General features: G+C 35.6%; 19 protein-coding genes, 2 pseudogenes and 1 riboswitch. Of the genes and pseudogenes, 10 read left to right on the top strand and 11 right to left on the bottom strand.

Annotated features, from left to right (window positions below; all coding sequences use genetic code 11):
- The first annotated feature begins 135 nt into the window (after positions 1–135).
- The 7 genes from DFR60_RS23670 to DFR60_RS23640 are packed head-to-tail and all read left to right on the top strand — an operon-like array spanning position 136 to position 5395.
- Positions 136–1269 carry an NAD(P)-binding protein gene (locus DFR60_RS23670; RefSeq protein WP_110325091.1) on the top strand — a complete coding sequence of 378 codons (1134 nt, stop codon included), beginning with the start codon at positions 136–138 and terminating at the stop codon, positions 1267–1269.
- Positions 1259–2197: a glycosyltransferase gene (locus tag DFR60_RS23665; protein ID WP_110325090.1), complete on the top strand. Its 939-nt coding sequence runs from the start codon at positions 1259–1261 to the stop codon at positions 2195–2197. The genes DFR60_RS23670 and DFR60_RS23665 overlap by 11 nt, the downstream gene beginning before the upstream one ends.
- A 12-nt stretch (positions 2198–2209) precedes the next feature.
- The gene (locus tag DFR60_RS23660) at positions 2210–3133 is read left to right on the top strand and encodes an NAD(P)-dependent oxidoreductase (protein WP_110325089.1); all 924 of its coding nucleotides are present in this window, start codon (positions 2210–2212) and stop codon (positions 3131–3133) included.
- Positions 3133–3918, top strand: coding sequence for a sugar phosphate isomerase/epimerase family protein (locus DFR60_RS23655; protein WP_110325088.1), 786 nt, complete (start codon positions 3133–3135; stop codon positions 3916–3918). Before DFR60_RS23660 ends, DFR60_RS23655 begins: the two co-directional genes overlap by 1 nt.
- Positions 3918–4715: a glycosyltransferase family 2 protein gene (locus DFR60_RS23650; protein ID WP_110325087.1), complete on the top strand. Its 798-nt coding sequence runs from the start codon at positions 3918–3920 to the stop codon at positions 4713–4715. The genes DFR60_RS23655 and DFR60_RS23650 overlap by 1 nt, the downstream gene beginning before the upstream one ends.
- 10 nt (positions 4716–4725) lie before the next feature.
- Entirely contained in the window at positions 4726–5064 is a 339-nt protein-coding gene (locus DFR60_RS23645; protein ID WP_110325086.1) for an EamA family transporter, read from the top strand.
- Between the two features lies 1 nt (position 5065).
- On the top strand, positions 5066–5395 hold the full coding sequence (locus DFR60_RS23640; RefSeq protein WP_110325085.1) for an EamA family transporter: 330 nt from the start codon (positions 5066–5068) through the stop codon (positions 5393–5395).
- Between the two features lie 211 nt (positions 5396–5606).
- On the opposite strand, the pseudogene tnpC reads toward DFR60_RS23640, so the two are convergent.
- From tnpC to DFR60_RS23585, 11 genes and pseudogenes are all read right to left on the bottom strand, one after another.
- Positions 5607–7244, bottom strand: a pseudogene (gene tnpC, locus DFR60_RS23635) (IS66 family transposase).
- Between the two features lie 294 nt (positions 7245–7538).
- Positions 7539–7862 (bottom strand): IS66 family insertion sequence element accessory protein TnpB, encoded by a 324-nt coding sequence (gene tnpB, locus DFR60_RS23630; protein WP_207659571.1) that lies wholly within the window; start codon positions 7860–7862, stop codon positions 7539–7541.
- A gap of 287 nt (positions 7863–8149) precedes the next feature.
- Positions 8150–8248: pseudogene (tnpA, locus tag DFR60_RS31565) on the bottom strand (IS66 family insertion sequence element accessory protein TnpA); the annotation flags it as partial.
- 251 nt (positions 8249–8499) lie between these two features.
- Complete coding sequence (locus DFR60_RS23620) at positions 8500–8730, bottom strand: phosphopantetheine-binding protein (RefSeq protein ID WP_110325083.1); 231 nt, start codon at positions 8728–8730, stop codon at positions 8500–8502.
- Positions 8731–8860: 130 nt separating this feature from the next.
- On the bottom strand, positions 8861–9670 hold the full coding sequence (locus tag DFR60_RS23615; RefSeq protein WP_110325082.1) for a GNAT family N-acetyltransferase: 810 nt from the start codon (positions 9668–9670) through the stop codon (positions 8861–8863).
- Positions 9664–11175 (bottom strand): amino acid adenylation domain-containing protein, encoded by a 1512-nt coding sequence (locus tag DFR60_RS23610; protein ID WP_110325081.1) that lies wholly within the window; start codon positions 11173–11175, stop codon positions 9664–9666. Before DFR60_RS23610 ends, DFR60_RS23615 begins: the two co-directional genes overlap by 7 nt.
- 31 nt (positions 11176–11206) lie before the next feature.
- Entirely contained in the window at positions 11207–12253 is a 1047-nt protein-coding gene (locus DFR60_RS23605; protein WP_110325080.1) for an SGNH/GDSL hydrolase family protein, read from the bottom strand.
- Between the two features lie 14 nt (positions 12254–12267).
- Positions 12268–13866 carry an MBOAT family O-acyltransferase gene (locus tag DFR60_RS23600; protein ID WP_110325079.1) on the bottom strand — a complete coding sequence of 533 codons (1599 nt, stop codon included), beginning with the start codon at positions 13864–13866 and terminating at the stop codon, positions 12268–12270.
- Between the two features lie 432 nt (positions 13867–14298).
- On the bottom strand, positions 14299–15006 hold the full coding sequence (locus DFR60_RS23595) for a hypothetical protein (RefSeq protein WP_110325078.1): 708 nt from the start codon (positions 15004–15006) through the stop codon (positions 14299–14301).
- Between the two features lie 10 nt (positions 15007–15016).
- Entirely contained in the window at positions 15017–16015 is a 999-nt protein-coding gene (locus tag DFR60_RS23590) for a class I SAM-dependent methyltransferase (protein WP_110325077.1), read from the bottom strand.
- The gene (locus DFR60_RS23585; RefSeq protein WP_167437704.1) at positions 16012–17724 is read right to left on the bottom strand and encodes a glycosyltransferase; all 1713 of its coding nucleotides are present in this window, start codon (positions 17722–17724) and stop codon (positions 16012–16014) included. The genes DFR60_RS23590 and DFR60_RS23585 overlap by 4 nt, the downstream gene beginning before the upstream one ends.
- A gap of 102 nt (positions 17725–17826) precedes the next feature.
- Here DFR60_RS23585 and DFR60_RS23580 point away from each other — a divergent pair, with 102 nt between their 5' ends.
- The 3 genes from DFR60_RS23580 (at position 17827) to DFR60_RS23570 (ending at position 20931) form a co-directional block, all read left to right on the top strand.
- On the top strand, positions 17827–18408 hold the full coding sequence (locus tag DFR60_RS23580) for a tyrosine-type recombinase/integrase (RefSeq protein ID WP_110325075.1): 582 nt from the start codon (positions 17827–17829) through the stop codon (positions 18406–18408).
- Positions 18409–18576: 168 nt separating this feature from the next.
- Complete coding sequence (locus DFR60_RS23575) at positions 18577–20055, top strand: helix-turn-helix domain-containing protein (RefSeq protein WP_110325074.1); 1479 nt, start codon at positions 18577–18579, stop codon at positions 20053–20055.
- A gap of 113 nt (positions 20056–20168) precedes the next feature.
- A riboswitch (cyclic di-GMP riboswitch) is annotated at positions 20169–20244 on the top strand.
- 72 nt (positions 20245–20316) lie between these two features.
- Positions 20317–20931: an FHA domain-containing protein gene (locus tag DFR60_RS23570; protein WP_110325073.1), complete on the top strand. Its 615-nt coding sequence runs from the start codon at positions 20317–20319 to the stop codon at positions 20929–20931.
- Positions 20932–20944: the final 13 nt, after the last annotated feature.

Raw genomic sequence — 20944 nt, 5'->3', positions numbered from 1 at the left:
CCCTGAAAATGTAATCATAACCTTATTATAAACGAAAAAAAATTTTAATTATATTTTATACTATTTAGATCAAATAGGTAGAATATTGGACGCAAATTATTGATTAAAACAATTGCTTTTTTAGAGGAAAAATAAATGGCATACAATAAAATTATATTAGGAGCCGGTCTATACGGCTTATACGCAGCGAATTTCTTAGCCCAAAATAATACAAATAACAAAATATTAGTTTTAGAACATGATTCCACCCCATTCCGCCGAGCCACTTACATTAATCAAGCCAGAGTACATATGGGATACCACTATCCCCGCTCATTTTCCACTGCAATTAAATCAGCTCATTATTTTAATCGCTTTATGGAGGATTATTCATTTTGTGTGTTAACCAAGTTCGATCAGGTTTATGCAACCTCAGCGGATTTTTCATGGACAAATGCCGAGCAATTCAGATCTTTTTGTAAAAATGCGCAAATAAGATGTGATGATGTAAACCCATCAAAGTTTTTTAATCCAGGGATGTGTGACGGAGCCTTTCTTACTGAAGAATATACTTATGATGCAAATATTTTAAAAGAGTACTTTTTAAAAGAATTATCGAATTTTAAAACTGTAGAAATTCAATATAATGCTAGGATTAAAGAAATCAAGAAAATGGCTACGTATTATCAGATAATAATGGCTGATGGAACAATATATAAAACTGATTTTCTGCTCAACGCAACTTATGCCTCTACAAATCAGATTACCCATATGTTAGGGTATGAGCCTTTTAAGATCAAATATGAGTTGTGTGAAATAATTATATGCAATGTTGATGAAAGACTAAAAGATATTGGGATTACAGTCATGGATGGTCCGTTTTTTTCAATTATGCCTTTTGGGAAAACAGGGTATCATTCCTTGACGTCTGTTACATTCACGCCGCATGTTACTAGTTATGATTCGGTACCTACATTTGAGTGTCAGGCCGCGAGTGAGGGGATATGTTCCCCAAGACAACTTGGGAATTGCAATGACTGTCCTGCAAAGCCAAATTCAGCCTGGCCTTATATGTCGAATCTTGCCAGAAAATATTTAAAGTCAGAATACAGCTTTGAATATTCTCATTCCCTGTTTTCGATGAAACCTATATTAAAGGCTTCCGAAATTGATGATTCCAGACCAACGGTAATTAAACGCTTTTCTACTGATCCAACATTCATAAGTGTATTATCCGGAAAGATCAATACCGTATACGATTTAGATGAGGTGCTAAAAAATGGTAACTAATAAAGAAAAAAACTTTATATCTGCTGTAATATATATTTACAATCAGGAAAGAACTATTTTTAATTTTGTAAAGAATTTAAATAAGACATTATGTGAAAATTTTGAGAAATATGAAATTATCTGCGTAAATGATGCATCAACTGATAAAAGCGTTAATGAAATCAAGCGTTATGCAGATACCGTTCAAGGGAGTGTTATCAGTATTTTAAATATGAGTTACTATCAGGGTGTAGAACTGTCAATGAACGCAGGTGTTGATCTTGCTATAGGGGATTTTGTGTATGAGTTCGATTATCCAATACAGGATTATCCTTTAAAATTAGTGATGGATGTCTATCAACATTCGCTTAACGGTTATGATATTGTTTCGGCCGCTCCATTGAAAGGTAGAAGAGCGGCTTCTAAATTATTTTATTCTGTATTTAACAAAGTTTCTCATACTCAATATCTACTCAGAACAGAGTCCTTCAGAATATTGTCACGGCGTGGTATCAACAGAGTTCATTCTATAAGCAGAACGATTCTATACCGAAAGGCAGTATATGCTAACTGCGGATTAAAAACAGATGTCATTACTTATGATAACTCCGGCGAAAAAAGTGATTTAGATAAAAACACCTTTCGGATACGTAAAGATACTGCGATTGATGCTATGATATTATATACGGATATAGCCTATCGCTTTTCAATTGGCTTTTCCTTTCTGTTAATGATTTTTACAGTCCTAATTGGTTTATATACAGTATGTATTTACATCGGCGGCAGACCAGTGGCCGGCTGGACAACAACAATGCTATTTTTATCTTTTGCATTTTTGGGCCTATTCATAATATTAACTATTGTAATAAAATATATGTCACTAAATTTAAAAATGAATTTTAACAGACAAAAATATATTATTGAATCAATTGAAAAACTGAATAATTAGTGGGGGAAAGACATGAAAACTGCTCTAGTAGGATATACCGGTTTTGTGGGTTCCAATCTGTCTGCTTCATATGAATTTACCAATCTATATAATTCAAAAAATATACAGGAGGCATGGTCAACAGCGCCGGATCTTCTTGTTTATGCAGGAGTAAGCGCAGAAAAGTATCTGGCCAATCAAAACCAAGCAGCTGATTTGCAAATCATAAATAATGCGTTTGACAATATCTATAAAATACGATCTAAAAAACTGGTACTAATATCAACAATTGATGTGTATAAAAATCCGGTCGCAGTTGATGAAGATACAAGGATCCTTACGGATGAATTGCAGCCTTATGGAGCCGATCGGTACTATTTAGAGACAAAGGTAAGAGAGTTGTATCCAGATGTTTTGATACTCCGCCTGCCGGGACTTTTCGGAAACAATTTGAAGAAAAACTTTATATATGATTATATACATATCATTCCAGCTATGCTTAAAGTGGAAAAGTTTGATGAATTATTAAAAAAAGAACCAACGTTAATCAATTATTATTTAAAACAGAAAAATAATTTTTATAAATGTAAGATTCTTGAAGAGCACACAAGAGCAAAATTAAAAGAAATTTTTCTATCGCTGGGATTCTCAGCTTTGAATTTTACCGACAGCAGAGGGGTCTTTCAGTTCTATAACTTGAAACATTTATGGAGTCACATAGAATTTGCGTTAAATCATGATATCAAAATACTTAACTTAGCAACAGAACCTATTGAGGTGGCAGAGTTATACCAGTATTTAACGAATACTATTTTTATAAACCATGTTGCGAAAGTTCCGCCATATTATAATTTTAAAACAAAATATGACAGCGTAATGGGGGGCGAAAATGGATATTTATATAAGAAAGAAACTATATTAAAAGAGATCAGGGACTTTATACAGGAGCAGTTGTAATGAAATTATCAATATCAAATATAGCGTGGGGCGAAGAAAATGATAATCTGGTATATCAGTATCTGAAAAAACAGAAATTAGCTGCAATTGAGATTGCGCCAACCAGAATTTTTCCGCATAATCCCTATGACTCATTAGCGGAAGCAATTAATTTTCGTGATGAGTTATATAACAAATATGGATTAAAAATCTCTTCCATACAGTCGATCTGGTATGGGAGGAGTGAAAAGGTATTTGGATCAACAGCAGAACGTCAACAGCTTATAGATTATACTAAAAAGGCAATTGATTTTGCATCTGCCCTTGAGTGTCATAATCTTGTGTTTGGCTGTCCTAAAAACAGAGTAATAGCCAGCAGCGGCGATTATGACATAGCGTTAGAATTCTTCTTTGAATTAGGCGAATATGCAGCACAGAAAAATACTGTTTTGGCCCTGGAGGCTAATCCCGTAATTTATCATACAAATTTTATGAACAAAACTGAAGATGCATTGGATATGGTAAAGCGTATATCTTCTTCCGGCTGCCTGGTCAATCTTGATCTTGGAACGATGATTTACAATGAAGAAAACCTGGATATAATTTCTGACAATCTTCATTTCATTAATCATATTCATATCAGTGAACCCAATCTTGCTATTATTGAAAAGAGAGAACTTCATAAAGCGCTTGCCCGAGTTTTAAAAGACAGTTATACCGGTTACGTTTCTGTTGAAATGGGAAAACAGAACGATATTACAAATGTGTTTGACACAGTTACATATATCAGGGAGGTGTTTTCATAATGAACTACAAAGATATCCCCGGAGTCCCTGATTTTACATGTGAAGAATATAGTACACGACAGAGTAAATATTGTGTATGCATTCCGATCATAAATGAGGGAGAACGCATTACGAAGGAGCTAAAAAGGGCGAAAGAACATGGAATAGACAGCATGGCAGACATTATCATATGTGATGGTGGTTCCAGTGATGGCTCGACCGAAAAGGAAAACCTCAAAGTTCTCGGGGTTAATACACTGCTAATTAAACAAGGTCCAGGTAAACAGGGTGTGCAGCTTCGTATGGGATTCTGGTGGGCGTTAAAAAGAGGCTATGAAGGAATTATCACGATTGACGGGAATAATAAAGACAGCATTGAGGATATCCGTTTTTTTATTAAAAAATTAGAAGCGGGGTATGACTTTATTCAAGGTTCACGGTTTGTAAAAGGCGGTCATGCAATTAATACACCTTTGATAAGGCTTTTATCTGTAAAAATAATTCATGCCCCGATTATCTCATTAACAGCACATCACCGTTTTACCGATACCACCAATGCATTCCGAGGCTATTCACGGTGTTATCTGACGCACCCCAGGGTACAGCCGTTTCGTGAAATATTTGTGACATATGAATTACTTGCGTACCTATCTACAAGAGCATCCCAATTGGGATTAAAGGTTTGCGAAATACCAGTTACGCGTGCCTATCCTCAGAAAGGGAAAGTACCTACAAAAATAAGCTTATTTAAGGGCAATTCTGATTTACTTAAAATACTATTTTTAAATATGATAGGTAAATACATACCTGGGAAATGAGATAACGATTATGTTCGAATCATTAAGAAAAAACAAAACAGGGATTATTCTGATGTGTTTTTCATCAGCATGTGTCTGCCTGGGACAGTTACTTTGGAAATTGGCTGCTGATGGCAATGCCATATACCTTTTTTTAGGTTTTTTACTGTATGGAATAGGAGCTTTAATTATGCTGGTAGCTTATCGCTTTGGCAGCTTATCTGTCTTACAGCCTATGCTTAGTCTTAACTATGTGTTCAGTATTTTTCTCTCTTTCGTAATCTTGCATGAAAAAGTATCTTTGCTTAAATGCGCTGGTGTATTCATTATTATTGTCGGCGTTATTCTGATCGCGGGAGGAGATGAATAATATGCGCTATTATTTGATTTTGCTTGTTATGACAATCATAGGAGCATATGCCAGTTTCTTTTTGAAAAAGGCTTCCAGCACAGATAGAATACAAATACTGCTTCTAACACCATCGCTTTACGCTGGCGGATTTTTATATCTTCTATCAGCCCTGCTAAACATATTTATTCTCAGATATATGGATTATTCAGTAGTTCTTCCATTAACTTCAATTACATATATCTGGACATTTTTTATGTCCTACTTTTTCCTCAATGAGCATATTACCAGGAATAAAATAATGGGTATTGTGTGCATTGTATTGGGAGGAGTGTTTATTACACTTGGCTAATTTTAGAAATTGGTGATAGTCTTCACATATTGCATACGCTCAACAGCCAGTACCTTGACAATTATGGAGCCACAGTCATGCTGCGGTCCTTTGAATCCTGCTTTTTCGGTTTCGTATGTGCTCCGGTAGTTTCTCTGTAAGCGCCAAGTATCAGGGTGTCCCCAATACATTTGCCCCGACACCAGCCACTGATGTCAGGGTTGTTAGCTTGTTACTCTGATTTATTGCTACATGCTATCCTCGCTTTTTCGCTCCATGGCGCAAGATTCGCGAGTTCGGCATCGCTTGTATCGGTACTTGGGCGACTATCCAGCAGGTACTTCATATAGCTGTATGGATGAAGTCCGTGAGCTTTCGCCATTTCTACCATGCTATAAACTACTATGCTTGCGTTGGCTCCGGCCGGACTGTCACTGAACAACCAGTTCTTGCGTCCCATGGTCACCGGTCTGATCGAGTTTTCCGACGGATTGTTGCTCAGGCTGCACCGTCCGTCTTCGAGATATGTCATCAACGTGTCTTTTCGATTTCGGATATAAGTCACTGCACGATCCATATGGCTGCCCTTTTCCGGCCTCTGTGCATCCAGCCAGCGGATAAAACCTTCCACTGCCGGTTTTTCATCTTTCAGGCGACGCTTGTATATCTGGGTATAGGACAGTCCTTTTGCTTTATAGACCCTCTCGTATTCGAACAGCTTGTTACAATACAGGACACCCTGGACTGCCGGATGGCTGTAGTCCTTATCATGACCGTTTGGAATGGCCTCGATCAGATATCTCCGGATATGTGCATAACAGCAGCACCGGCGTATCTTCTTTAGCTTGTTGTAGCCACTGTATCCATCCACCATCACATACGTGCCGTCATCGATTCCTTCCAGAAAGCCGACCGCATTTCCTCCTGCCCTGGTCTCTGTTTACTGATACAGGATGATAGGCGGCAGCCGGTCTTCTCCGGAACGCATCAGCCAGACGTAGGACTTGCTCTGGGGCCGGCGGTCTGGTTCCTTTAACACCTGGATGGGTGTTTCGTCTGCCATAAGATAGTGTCTTTTCAACAGCTGTCTGTGAAAGTAGTCATACACCGGCTGCAGATAATCCTGTGCGCAGGTGATGATCCAGCCGGCCATCGTAGTCCGGCTGATGCTGACACCAAGAAGTTCAAAGCCTTTTTCCTGTCGGTACAGAGGGAGCGCATCTGCATATTTCTCGTACATGATGTGGGACACCAGTGAGGAAGACGCATAGCTGCCAGGGATCAATGCAGGGACTCCTTCGTCTTTGATAAACTGTGGATCTTCTGTTTCTTTGCAGACGGGGCAGCCATATGTGGCCGCGATATAGATGACACGTTCCAGCTTCGCCCGGGTATATCGGATCTCGGTCCGGATCTCCTCGTGACCGATCGGGACCATCCGGCTCTTACACAACGGACAGTGCTTTTGCTCCTCGGTCAGGGTATCCACCTCCACACGGCAGACTGGGAGATCAGCAAACATCTCGTTATAACCCGCTTTGGGCTTACGTTTCTTCTTACCGGTATTCGGTTCAATGAATTCCGGTTCGATGAGTTCCTCCTCGGATACAGTCTCCGAAAACAGGTTCATCTGCCCGGGAAGATCATTCCGTTTCTCGCTGGAACTGCCAAAAAGTTTCTGCTTGAAATACTCGAGCTGTGCCTGCAGATTTGCAATGATCCGGTCCTTTTCGTCATCCCTGGCATTGCGTTCTTCCAGCATCCGCTGCAGAGACAGGATCAGGTCGTTCTGGGTACGGATGGTCGTATTCAGTTGTGAGATCGTATCCTTCAGTTCCCTGAACTGGATATCCTTAGCGCTGGGTGCCATGGACTTGCCACTCCTTTTCTTATTACTGCTATTTTACCAGAAATCATGAAAAAAAGCGAATCCTGCCAGAGCGCAGTCTCGTCATAATGACGGTGGATAACTTTCCAGGATTTTCGGATCAGCACCAGAAAACGAGCTTTCAGCCACAGGATAAGCCTTTGGATCTGCGACATATCAGGCTAAACTGTGGATTCCTGAGAACTTATCCGCAAACTCCCAAAACACGGATTTGTTATCCACGATCCCGGATGAGAAACAGCTCGAAAAATTCAGCAATTTCACAACAGATCTTTGTCAGGCCTGGATCGCTTTGGGCTGTTCGATATCAAGCCCGCTGAGCAGCCAGTCCAGCTGACGCCAGGTGATGGCCTGAGCTTCCGGGCTTTTTCGTGGCCAACGATAACGTCCCTGCGTGACGCTCAGCCTTTTATAAAGGAGAACGTATCCATCTGGTTCGTGGAGCAGGATCTTGATCCGGTCACATCGTTTCCCACAGAACAGGAACAGGGAGGACTGGTTTGGCTCCATAGAAAGTTTATCCCGGATAATGCTGCAGAGACCATCGATGGACTTTCGCATATCAGTCGTGCCGCAGACGATGAAAATGTTGTCGGCCACAGAAATATCGCCTGGCATACGTAGCCTTTCACGAGGCTGAGAATCCGGTCCAGCATGGCAGGTTCCGTACCATTGGCAATGCGGATGGTCGCCCGGCCAAGAGATATTTCTATCATGGCGGCAAGTGGAGCCTGCTGTTGCGGTATTTCTTGAATCGGACCGTCAGACAGAAAGCCGCCAGGATTGCTGTCTGTTTTGGGAATAAGGTTCAGCTTGACCACTTCCTGCACAGCAGGAGGACTAAGATGTTCCCTGGAAACCGAGTCCGGTATATCATGGCAGGCCTTCTTCCTCAGGCGGCTTACCCAGTTGTAAAAAGTGCCCGGATGTATCCCATGCTCTTTGCACCACTGGTAATCCGTGAGGCCGCTGCTCCGGCATTCCATGATCAGTTGATACTGCTGGTCGGCTGGTACTCTGGCATTGTAAGTAGACATTGTTTGAAACACCTCCATAATTATGTAGTAAAATGCCAGCATCTATCATAACAATTCATGAATTGTGGAGCAAAATGCTTGCATCTAGCTATGCTCATTATGAAGGAATTTGTGGTATGGCGCAATCCACCCTAATACTTGGCGATTACCTAATGATTTATACCCTTTATTTTACACCTCGGCAGTTTACCGACTTACGTCTAATCTTCCTGTTGTAATCTCTGTATCAGCTCCATCATTGCATATGCTGTATTAAAGTTTTCTGGTACTAAATCCTCAACAGAAATTTCAATATCAAAAGCATCATTTAATTCAGTTACGACTTGGATGATATCAAACGAATCTAAAATTCCATTATCAATCAATTTCCCTTCATTTGCAAAATCTACATCGGATCTAACCTCGTTAAGTACCTGTAATAATTTTTCCATCTTTTTTCCTTCCTGAGTTTTAATATGTGTTTTCAAAAATTTCAGACCATTTATATAAAGCCATTGGACTATTTCGAATATAATATTGACAAAAATTCGTTAGTTTTACCATTGCAGTTATAATATATTATTATAAAATATATTCATTTGCTCTCAAATCATCAAATTTATATCCTGCTTTTTCATATAATCTAATAGCTGATACATTGTTTATATCTACCCATTGCATAAACTCTAGAACTTCGTCTTTGAAAAGCATATGATAATAGTTTAATAAAAGCCAGCCATATCCTCTTCCACGAAATTTTTCAACTATTGCTAACTGCCTAATCCATGATATATTTTTAACTATATCCATATTTAATATTCCAGCTATTTCTCCGTTGATATTTATCACCAAAATTTTTTTTTGATCTAATAGCTCATTCAGCATTGCTTTTGTTGGCAAATAAGAGTATAGAGGAGAAAATGTATGATGTAAAATACCTGCTACAACCTCTATATTATCTTTTGTAGCAAAGTCAATCATAAATTTTTCGTTGATATATAATGATTCGGAGACTTTGATATTCTGGGATTTTGCTGACATTCGCCTACTCTCTCTTCCTAATGAGAACCCCAGTTCCTGTATAATTTCTATTTCTATGTGTTGTCTTTCAGAAAAAATACCTTTATATGGATATTCAATAACTAAAGGTAATCCTAATTGTAACGATCGCAGATTATCTATGTTCTTAATGTAAAAATATAAACGATAAAAGCATTCTTCCTTTTCCAAAAGATAAATATTATTTTCTGATTCCTCTATATAAATTTTCTTTTCTTCAATAAGTTGCTTGATTTTCTCCGGTAAAAAATAGCAATTCGAAAAATATTTTCCCTTTTTATACGGGTCCACTCGAATTTTATATTCCTCATAACTATGTAGTCTTTTTAGCATGTAATATACTCCTTATTTAGCTCTACACGATCTAGTTTACCATTCATGTTAATTGGCAATGCTTCTACCTTATAAAAAACATTAGGAATCATATACTTGGGCAATGACTGCTTAATTTCACTAATAATTTTGTCTTTAGAAATATCACCAACGTATACAACCACTATTTTGTCTTTCAATGTGTCATAAAGACAACATACCTGCTGGATATCCTGAATTGCATTTAAAGCTGTTTCAATTTCACCCAGTTCAATTCTATGTCCCATATGTTTTATTTGCAAATCTTTGCGAGCAATATAAATAATCTCGCCTAAATTGTTATATTTCCCCAAATCACCTGTGCGATAAATCAATTCGCGATAATGCTTTTGTAAAGGATTTACAACAAATACCGAGTCGGTTTTTTCTTGATTATTGTAATAGCCTAATGCTAAAGAAGTTCCCCGAACACAAATTTCTCCAACTTCTTCTATTTCTACAAGTTCATTTTTACTATTTAATATTAAGACATCAGAATTTTCGCATGCATAGCCGATCGGAATAGGCTCATCATTAGCCAGTTCGCGCTCAACTTTATAATAGGTGCAATCTCCCGTAGCCTCAGTAGGTCCATATAAATTAGCATATTTAATATCTGGAAGAGCATTTCTCCAGATATTAAACTGTTTTGTTGGCATCACTTCACCGAGGAACATTACTTTTCGTAAATATTGGGGTTTTATTTTTTCGAAAGTTTTAAAGTTTACTATCATACATAATGCTGATGGAACCCAATCAATACAATTAATTTTATGTTGGTTTAAAAACTCGATCAATTTTGCCGGAAACGAAAACAAATGTTTTGGTATAATATGCATTGTTGCACTGCATCGGAGCGTTGCATAAATATCTTTTACTGAAGCATCAAAATAAAAAGGTGTTTGATTGCCAAATACTTCACTTTCTGTGAAAGCAAACGCTTCTGAATACCATTCTGTAAAATTTATTGCTGATCTCTGGCTAGTAACTACCCCTTTAGGAATACCTGTTGAACCAGAAGTAAAGATGGCGTATAAAGGATCACTATCAATAACTGATCGTCGTATGTTTTGCAATTTTATATAATTACATTTTGTTAACAATAACTCTTCATACATAATAACTTTTCCATTAAAGCCTATATCATTTATCTTTTCAATGCATTTTTTATCAGATATTATCACCTTTGCTTCTAACGTTTCCAAAATTAGTTTTACCCGATGTTGAGGCATATCTACATCTAATGGTACATAAAATGCACCCGCATAAACTGCCCCTAAAAAAGCTGTAATCATAGCCACACTTTTTTCCATATATACTACTACGGGTTCTCCCTTTGATACATATTCTGATACACTTGTACCAATTGCTTGAGAACGATTTTTTAATGTTTTAAAAGTAACCTTTTCATATTCATCACAATATCCAACTTTATCAGGAAAATTAATCGCTGACTTTTCTAAATAATCCAGTATATTTACAATCATCTATTTCTCCTTAATTATCTGTTTGTTTGAGTTATTCTAACACACCACCGTAAGATTGTACAAATAAGTTCCACTGCTTTCCCCAATCTGAATATGCGGTATCTTGAGAATGATCTGCTAAGTCATATAATTCTTTTAGTCTTCTACCAAGGTCTTTAGTAACCTTCGAACTGCCATTTATATTCATATGGCCACTATCATAATAATCCATTTCTAAATCCAATTTTAAATTGTCAAGGTACTCCTCAGAATTATAATTAATATAATCAATGCCATATTCTGAACAGAATTCACTCAACACATCAAATCTCGCATAATTAAAAGTACTATCAAAAATCGGTAACGAAATAGCTAATATTCTTATATTCTTTTCGTTACAAAGATCAATAATTTTTTTATAATATTGTAAAGAATATTGGCTTATACTTGCCTTATCGGGATTATAATATGTCTCTTCAACAGGGGCTATTGAAGTTCTCGCAGTACTAAGTAGACCGCCCTTAAAGTAGTTCTTATACACCTTATCAGGGACAAAATCTGTCTTAGATATTTCATTCCAACGTCCGTGATATCTGAGTAATGGAAAGTAATATGATAATATATCCTGATTCTCATTATGATGAGTAATGTCTTTAACCATTGCATATTTAAGCTTCTTATCTGGGATTGTTTCTGCTACTTTTCGATATGTCGCTTCATATGAATCCTCATCTGCCTTACGATCTTCGAAAAGTGCAGAAAAATCTAAAACCACTACACTTGGTGTTTGTTTTTGCAACGCATATTTTAATTGATAGTAATTACACATAGCATTTTGAAGTGATATTCCAAAATTTATCCCTGTAACCCCCACTTCATCCCACATAATTATTGGTGTTATTCCAGCATAAATTGGACTAGATCCAAAAAACAAAATGTCAATGGTATTATCTTTTTCCTCTGCATAATATTCTAATCTAGAAGAGATAAATTCATCATTTTCCCATTTATAGCGCAAAACATTCTGAATCAAATAAAAAAAGCTTGTAAATATCAAAAAAAATAAAAAACATTTTTTCAGTATTATTTTTTGTGTCATAATAGTATTAACCTCTAAAAGCCTTGATAGATAAAGTTACTGGAATCGTACCCTAAACCATATATACCAAAAACAATAATAGAAAATATGCCTGCAAAATAAATAACCCAGCGCAGGACAATGTCAAGTTTTGCAATTTCATAACGTATTATGATTCCTTTTTCCTGAATGTAATCAATTGTAAAGAGCATTATAATCGTTACTAACATAAAATGAAAATTTTTAGAATCCAATCCCAATTGATATAAGCTGCCATCAAACAGCACCCACGGATTGAATTCTGAAACCGTTGACTTTAGCATCTGTATTGCAGACAAGAATGAGTCCCCTCTGGAAAAATATCTACCAATAGTCACTAAAAAAACAGTTCTAACTATTTGAAAAATTTTCCAGCTATAACATTGTATATTAATTTTTAACATGTGGCGAAACTTAGAATAAATTGGTTCTAGAAGGGTCGCTGTTGATACAAATGTTGCCTGATATAAACCATATGCTATATACTTCCAAGCTGCGCCATGCCAAATTCCCACAATTAAAAAGACAATGAATGAGGCCATGCAAGTTGGTAATACTTTTGCAACATAAGTTCCGCAAAGCTTTCTCAATTTTTTTGAAAGTTTTCCAAACGCTTTAGATAATGCAAGCGGATAGAATAAATAATCCCTCATCCATGCCCCTAAAGTAATATGCCACCTTTGCCAAAATTCTGCTACACTTCTAGCCAAAAATGGATGCCGAAAATTTTCTATTAAATCAACTCCTAAAATTTGAGAAACCCCGCATATAATATCTATACCTCCAGAAAAATCAGCATAAATTTGAATACTGTATAAAAAGACCCCTAAAAAGACTATAATTCCTTTATAATCGTTTATTAAGTAATTTGAAAATACTTCGTTTGAAAATACTGCTATTCTATCTGCTATAACCATTTTCTTAAAATATCCCCAAAGCATTCGTTGTATTCCAAATTTAACTCTTTCATACTCGAACTGATGTGATGAATATAACTGCTTGGCTAAAGCATCATATCTACTTATGGGGCCTTGAATAATTTGAGGGAAATAAGATACAAATAAAGCAAATTGAAAAGGATTTTTATCAGCTTCATATTTTCCTCGATAAATATCTATTAAGTACCCCATTGATTGAAATGTGTAGAATGAAATACCCAATGGAAGTAAAAAACGGACCATTGGTAAGGGTTCTAAGTAAGATATAGTAAATATATTGTTTATATTTTCTATAAAAAAATTTGTGTATTTTAAAATAATCAAGATTCCAAAATTTAAAACTAAAATCAATGCTAATATACGTCTCTTTTTACTTAATGCTATTTTCTTAAGTTCTTTTTTGTTCTCAGAATTTTCACCTTTAGCAAGTTCTTTGTATTTTTGTCCTGTCTTTTCCAGCCAAATAGCTCCAGACCATGTAGAAAAAGTAGTTATGATTAAAAATGCTAATATTTTTATACCAGTAAAGGCATAAAAAATATAACTGGCAATTAATAAAATTATCCACTGATGTTTTATAAATTTTTTTGGAACATTAAAATATAAAACCATCATAATACATAAAAATAAAAAAAATGGAAGTGTAAACGGAGACATTGTTTCTCCTTTCTATTACAAAATATATCAAGAAATTTTTCGTTTAAACTCAAGTATTTACTTATTGTTTATTAAGTTATATTTATGGTTTCCATCTTTTACCTGACCACTTATATATAGCTATTTTAATGTGAGTTTTCAATCTATTCTTTAATATTTAGCCTTAAAAATGATTTTATTTTTGCGGAAAACTATTATTTTTAGTTCTCCACCTATAGTGTTAATCAAAAAATGTCATACATAATAATTTAATTCAAGAAGAGCCATTATATTAAGTAAATTATATAGTTGAGGTTAAGCTTCAAATAATTTGTCGTCATAACACATAAAATAATTTTAAGAAGCATTATATTCTAAAAAATTATCCATTAAAAAAAGTGTTACTGCTTTTTAACATTAATGCACAGTAAAAACATAAATATATTTAAAATATCACTTCCTTGACAATTTTAACAACTTTAACAAAATAGTATAAGCAAGACTGAGCAGTAAAATATATTTGCCTATCATCATTATAAAAGGACGAGTATACTGATTACTTTGTATCTGATAAATATAGCCCTCTTTACCATCAGAAAACACCTGTGGTGAAGAAATTTTTTGATTTCCATCAATAAAATATGATGTCTTTAGGAATTCATTGTAATATGCAAATCGAATTTGTAATACCTTGCCCCTTGGAAGTGATAAAGTAAGTGGTGCATGAATTCTAGGTTCTGAAATAATATCATCCCATTCTGAAATATAACTCCACCCCTCAGGTAGCATGAATTCAGATAAATTAATACTTTTCCCATCAACAAAAATATCTGATATCCAAATACTATTGTATTCATTAAACTGTGAATCACGAGTGTCAATTAGTGTAAATGATGTTTTTTGATATGATAACCCTTTACCTTTAAAAATGGTCAAACCTATAAACAAAAAAACAATAATTAGTAATAGATACGATACTTTTGTTGATATTGTTCGTTTACTAATTATCCAATCAAGGAAATTAAATGCCACAAAAAAGTAGCAAATGACAAATACATATTGTAATTTAGTCGTCAGAGTATACTCATTGATACAACCGCTTAAATAGATACATACTAAAAAAATCAAGATTTCTTTAACTAATATTTTAAATAATTTCATAAAAGCCTTTCTAATACCCAAAATACTCGAATGTGTTGTTATTTGGGTTTTCGCCTACTTTCTCAAAGATATAAAAATCAGATTCAGTAGTAGTCTCTTCTTCACCTATTATATGTGGATACTTATTAGGAACAAACCCAATCAAGGAAAATCCAATTATATTATCCTGAATATATTTCATAAACTTTCGATGTCTATATTCTGGCCAACGCGTATATTCTTCGTGATTACTAGAGTATATAATTACATATTGGTCTGAACTTTCAAACAAATCCCTCATATATTCTTCAAAAAGGGAGTCTTCTAACAAGTGAAAAATAACATCTAGTGATAATGATAGTTGATATTTTCGTGTCATATAATTGTATTTAGGATATCGATCATAAAATTTTTTACTTTTATCTTCTTTAAATTTCTCTTTGTTTCTTTCTATAACTATCGGTGCAACATCTATTCCCGTATAATTCTTGTAATTAATAAGACTTAGTTGGTTTCCATCACCGCAGCCAAATTCTATAACTGATTCAACCGAATGAATATTTAACCAATGATTTATAAAATCAGCTTTAAATTGAGCCAATGCATTATACGAACCAGTGCCTGAATTTCCATTATTTTCATAGTGTTTTTCCCAAAACTCTGCAGAGTTAGTATAGCTACTATTAATTAATTTTATCGCTAATTGGTTATTTAATTGATCAATATTTTTTTTAATATTACAATTTTCTATTTGCAAATTTTCTATTTCAACAATTTTGCTCTCCAATTCACTTCTAATAAAATTCAATTCATTAAATAGCATTTTTCTTTTTTCTGCATAACTCTCCTCTTGATTACGCAAACTAGTAAGTACATCATTATATTGCTCAGTTTTTGTTTTCAATTGTATAGCCAACTTGCTGTTTATAATCTGTTCATTTTCCAATTCGCAAGATACTTTATCTAGCTCTGTGAGTAAGGTACTAAATGGCCAGATTTTACTTAGAATAGCCTTAGATTTTGTATTCACTTTTTATAACTCCTTAAAAAATCTACTAACTTACGCAGTGGTTTAGTCAATTTCCAACATGTTGAATTTTCATATGCCCAAATCTGTGCTTGTAATGAATTAATATATTCATCCTTATTTACATTGGTAAAATTATGAGGCAGCAATGTAAAATAGTCTTTTAAAACCTCATACTTATAAGAAGTAACTCCGGCCTTCGCGTCCCACCAAGATGCATCATAGTGGTGTTGAGCAATATTTTTTCCGTCATACATATTTAAAGTCAAAATATTAGGCGCATAAATTTTCACTTGATTTCCCAATAGTTGCGTTTTTCCATTTAGTTCATACTTATATTTTTTTGTTAACAATTTGGTTAGACGAACAACAATAGTATTTGAAGTATTATATGTACCATCTGCATTTACCAAATGATCATTTTTATATGTCTCCAACCAATCTTTTAATAGCGGATATTTTGCAACAGAACCAAAAGTTGCTGCATTAATGGCTCCCCTGGTTTCAAAGGCAAAAAAGATTTCATTTAATCGAAGTGGCGCGATATCATTTGTAAGTTCTACGTCTGTGTCCATATAAATTCCACCCTCTTCATAAACCTTTTTAATCCTAAAATAATCAGCTACAAATGCCCATTTTTTATGTTCGTATGCTTCCTTTACATATGCACATTCATTTATATTACAATTATTTTCATTCCATTCGATAATCTCATAGTCAGGTGCATATTTTTTCCAAGAAGCCATACACTTTTTTATTAATTCACTTTTTTCACCACCACCAAACCAAAAATAGTGTATTTTTTTAGGAATTAATCTTTTTACACACACATCCTCGATAACTCTATTTTTTATATCATTTTTAACATAATTGTTATTATAAAATAGCTCTTTATTTTCTCGGGCGTATTGAATATATTCGTCTGCATATTCAGGTTTAAAGTTAATGAAGGAACAAACACTTTTATAAATTGAATACACTATTTCGTTTCTATATTCTTCTTTACAATTGTTTAGTGCTCTGTCCCAAGCATTAATAATATCCAAAGAATGAGGATTTCTTACACTATGCGTTATAGAATTATCTTGTTGTCTATAATAATAAAGTGCTATGGGTAGATAACCTATTTTATTTGCATAAGAAAATAGAATAGGAGTAGTTGCAACATCTTCATACCATATTTCTGCAAATTTTGTAATATAGAACATTTCTGCTCGAAAAAGTTTATTGCACGCAGTCGCAGGATTCATGCAATGTCTCATAAAATCGCAATGTGTAGGGGTACTTTCCTCCCCCCTATATCCACGCGAAACCCACCCAGTTTTCCAGCCGTCGTAGATACTTGTAAAATCACACACAACACAATCCAAATTTTCTTTATTAGCCATTTCGTACATGGTTGCATACATTTTGGGATCAATCCAGTCATCAGAATCTACAAAACCTATATATTCACCGCTGGCATATTGAAGTCCTAAATTCCGAGCGCTTCCCAATCCACCATTTTCTTTTTCATAAAACTTGATTAGTTGTGGATATTCATCTACGTATTTTTTTATAATAGAAGCCGAACCATCTGTAGACCCATCATCTACTATAATAACTTCGTAGCTATCAATGGTCTGTACTATGAGAGACGATAAACAAACAGCGATATATTTTTCTACATTATACACTGGAACGATAATTGAAACCTTACATATTTTTTCCATAGTTTCCTTTCTCCGAATATCTAATTTCCTTTTTTTATGCATATCAAAACACAACAAAATATACTATAATGTTGTATTGTCGCCTGCTATAAGGAGGTTTTTATGGGGGTCACGGAACCTATTAGAAATTTAGAGGATATTGAAAAAATTAAACAATTTTATTATTTAAAAGGGAGATGGAGAGATTATGCGTTATTTGTTGTAGGGCTTAATACAGCTTTAAGAATAAGTGATTTATTACTTTTAAGATGGGAGCAGGTTTATAATTTTGAATTCGGACATTACCATAAATATTTATATATACAGGAGAAAAAAACTCATAAAAATAATCAAATTGTACTGAATGAAAACGTTATAAAAGCGTTTCAGGTATTATGGAGCAATACAGAACAACAGGTCATGCCATATAATTTTATATTTAAAAGTCAAAAAGGAGAAAATCGACCAATACATCGCAGCAGGGCATTTATTATCATAAAAGAAGCTGTTGCAAAATTGGATATTGAAGGAAATATATCCTGCCATTCTCTGAGGAAGACATTTGGCTACCAGGCATGGAAAAAAGGGGTTCCACCAGCAATTATAATGGAAATTTATAATCATTCGTCTTTGAAAATTACAAAGAGATATTTGGCAATAAACCAAGATGATAAAGATCAGGTATTTACTGGTTTACTAATTTAATATGATAAAGAGCAGGCGATTTTAAAGTAAAAGAATTATGCAAAATAAATCTTGTCCCTCACAAGCCGCCAAATTTTTCGATATAAATAGTATAATTAGTACAAAATGGGATTTTATGGCCATTTTATGCCATAAAAGAAAAAGCGGCATGGGAGGAAGAAAAAGTTTATGTTGATGTTACCACCATTTTCTGAACTGTTGAAGCAATATATCCAGGCCAGCGGTGTTACCGTGTATCAGCTGGCTAAAATTTCAGGGGTTAATCGGACTTCAATACAGAAGGCGATTAAGGGGGAACGGCTGCCGCAGATAGAATCAGTGAAGGTTTTGGCATCCAAACTTAATTTAACGGCGGCAGAGTGTGAGATGCTTATGGAAGCGTATGAAATGGAGTGCTGTGGAAGAAATCTGTATATTCAGAGGAAGTATGTGAAATATCTGATTGAATCCATGGCACTTTTTTATGAAAGGGCCAAAATGGCGGTATGCGTTAGACAGTCGGTGGAAGTGCAGTTGATCAGACCAAAGCGGAAGGTTTTTACTGGGGAATATACGATAGGCTGTCTGCTGGAAACTTTTTTAAAGCGGGAGGCTTACGGCAGGGAACATAGAGGGATCTGTCTGTCAATAACATTTGCGCATGGATTTTATGACCGGTTTATGAGCCTGATTGGGGAAATGGATTTTAGGGAACTGGAGATTCGGCAGATCATTGATTTTGTGAAAACTCCGGTCAGTATGGAACGGGATAATCAGAATCTCAGAGTTCTGACAAAGATCGTTCCGTATCTTCTAATTCGGGGAGAGGGCTATCGTGTTTATCAGCGTTACGTAAATATATTAGAGGATGATGGCTGTAGAATTGGATTTCCCAATTCTATTTTATTTTCTGATTACGTTTTTTTGCTTTCGGCAGATTTTAAGACGGTTTATTTGGAAGAGGATATGGAGGTTGTAAAGTTTTACAGGGACAGCTTTGAACATCAGGCAGAGCAGGCTGTGAATCTTTTTAAGCATTCGGTGGATGTGATTGCTATGGGAGAGCATTTTATGAGGTGTGATGAGGCTGGAAACTCGCTTTTTTGGATTGAAGAACAGCCATGCTTTATTCCCATGTGCAGAGAGAAACTGGTTAGAAAGGTGCTGATGGAAGGGCTTCCTTATAGAGAACAGGCGGTGGAATTAGTCGATAAGCGGTCACGTCAGTTCTATGATATTAAGAATAAGATCGGTCTTTTTACTGAAGAGGGACTTGCGGAATTTGCCTCAACCGGGGTTTTGAAGGATATACCAGTTGGATATGCCAGGCCGTTTACGAGTGAAGAACGTTTATGTTTACTTGAAAATCTTTATGAGGAGGTGGCCGGAGGAGAAGGAGAGGTTCTGCGCATGATTAATACGAGGCTGTTTCCGATATCCAGGCATATTTCTGTGTCGGTACATAGTATGAAGGAGTTATCGCTCTATTTATTTGATGAAGACGAAGCGCGGTATCACTGTATTGAAATCGAAGAATATACATTGGTTCATGCATTTTATGATTTTATTAAATACGCAGCACAATCGAAATATGTCTGCTCTAAAACGGACACCCTGTCTGCAATCCAGTTCTATATCGAGAAATTAAAAATAGAAGTGCAAAAATAATGTCGAATCGTGCAAGATCATGGAGAACATTATCGAGCACATATTGTTTTTAGTGCATATTCTACTATAATTATTATACAATACTTAAAACAATTGTAAATTATTCTAAAATTCATGTAATATGGCAAATTCGGCGAAAGCCGTTGACGCAAAACTAAAGGGCCTGTAAAATGGCAGCCAGTTACAAACGAGAGCTAGAATGGGCTGACCGGAAGGTTGGCCCTTTAATTTTATAAAAATACAGGATAAGGAGACAAGAGTATGAATCTGCAGAAATGTAAAAACGGCCACTTCTACGATGGGGATATGTATTCCTCCTGCCCCCATTGTGCCGGCCAGGGCGCAGAACCCAACAAAACAGTCGCGTTGGTGATGACGGAGGATGATTCGGAGGGGGCTACGATTGCGATTGGAGCAGATGGAAAGCCGGTTAATGAAAGCCCGGGCGGTCATATGATCGTGGAGGACGATAATCAGACCATGGGTATCTTTATGGATCAAAGAGTGGAAAACGAGAGCAAAGAGCCTGTTGTAGGCTGGCTCGTGTGTACCGGCGGAAGATTTTTTGGCCAGGACTTCAAAATCAAGAGTGGGAGAAACTTTATCGGCCGGGGAAGAAACATGGATATCTGCCTGGAAGGGGAGTTATCGGTTTCGAGAGAACGCCATGCCGCCGTAATCTATGAGCCAAGGCAGAATATTTTCCTGGTTCAGCCCGGGGAGTCAAAGGAATTGTTCTATTTAGACGATGAGGTGGTGCTCTCAGCTAAGGAAATAAGAAAGAACAGTGTTCTGCAGGTGGGGGATGTAACGCTGATGTTTGTTCCCTGCTGTGACGATGTATTTCAGTGGGAAGGCAGTAAAAATAATAAATAACAGGGAGGATATG

This window comes from Hungatella effluvii, from assembly GCF_003201875.1.
Classification (GTDB): Bacteria; Bacillota; Clostridia; order Lachnospirales; family Lachnospiraceae; genus Hungatella; species Hungatella effluvii.
Note: the sequence above shows the minus strand (reverse complement) of the source record. Positions and strands in the feature narration are given on the sequence as shown.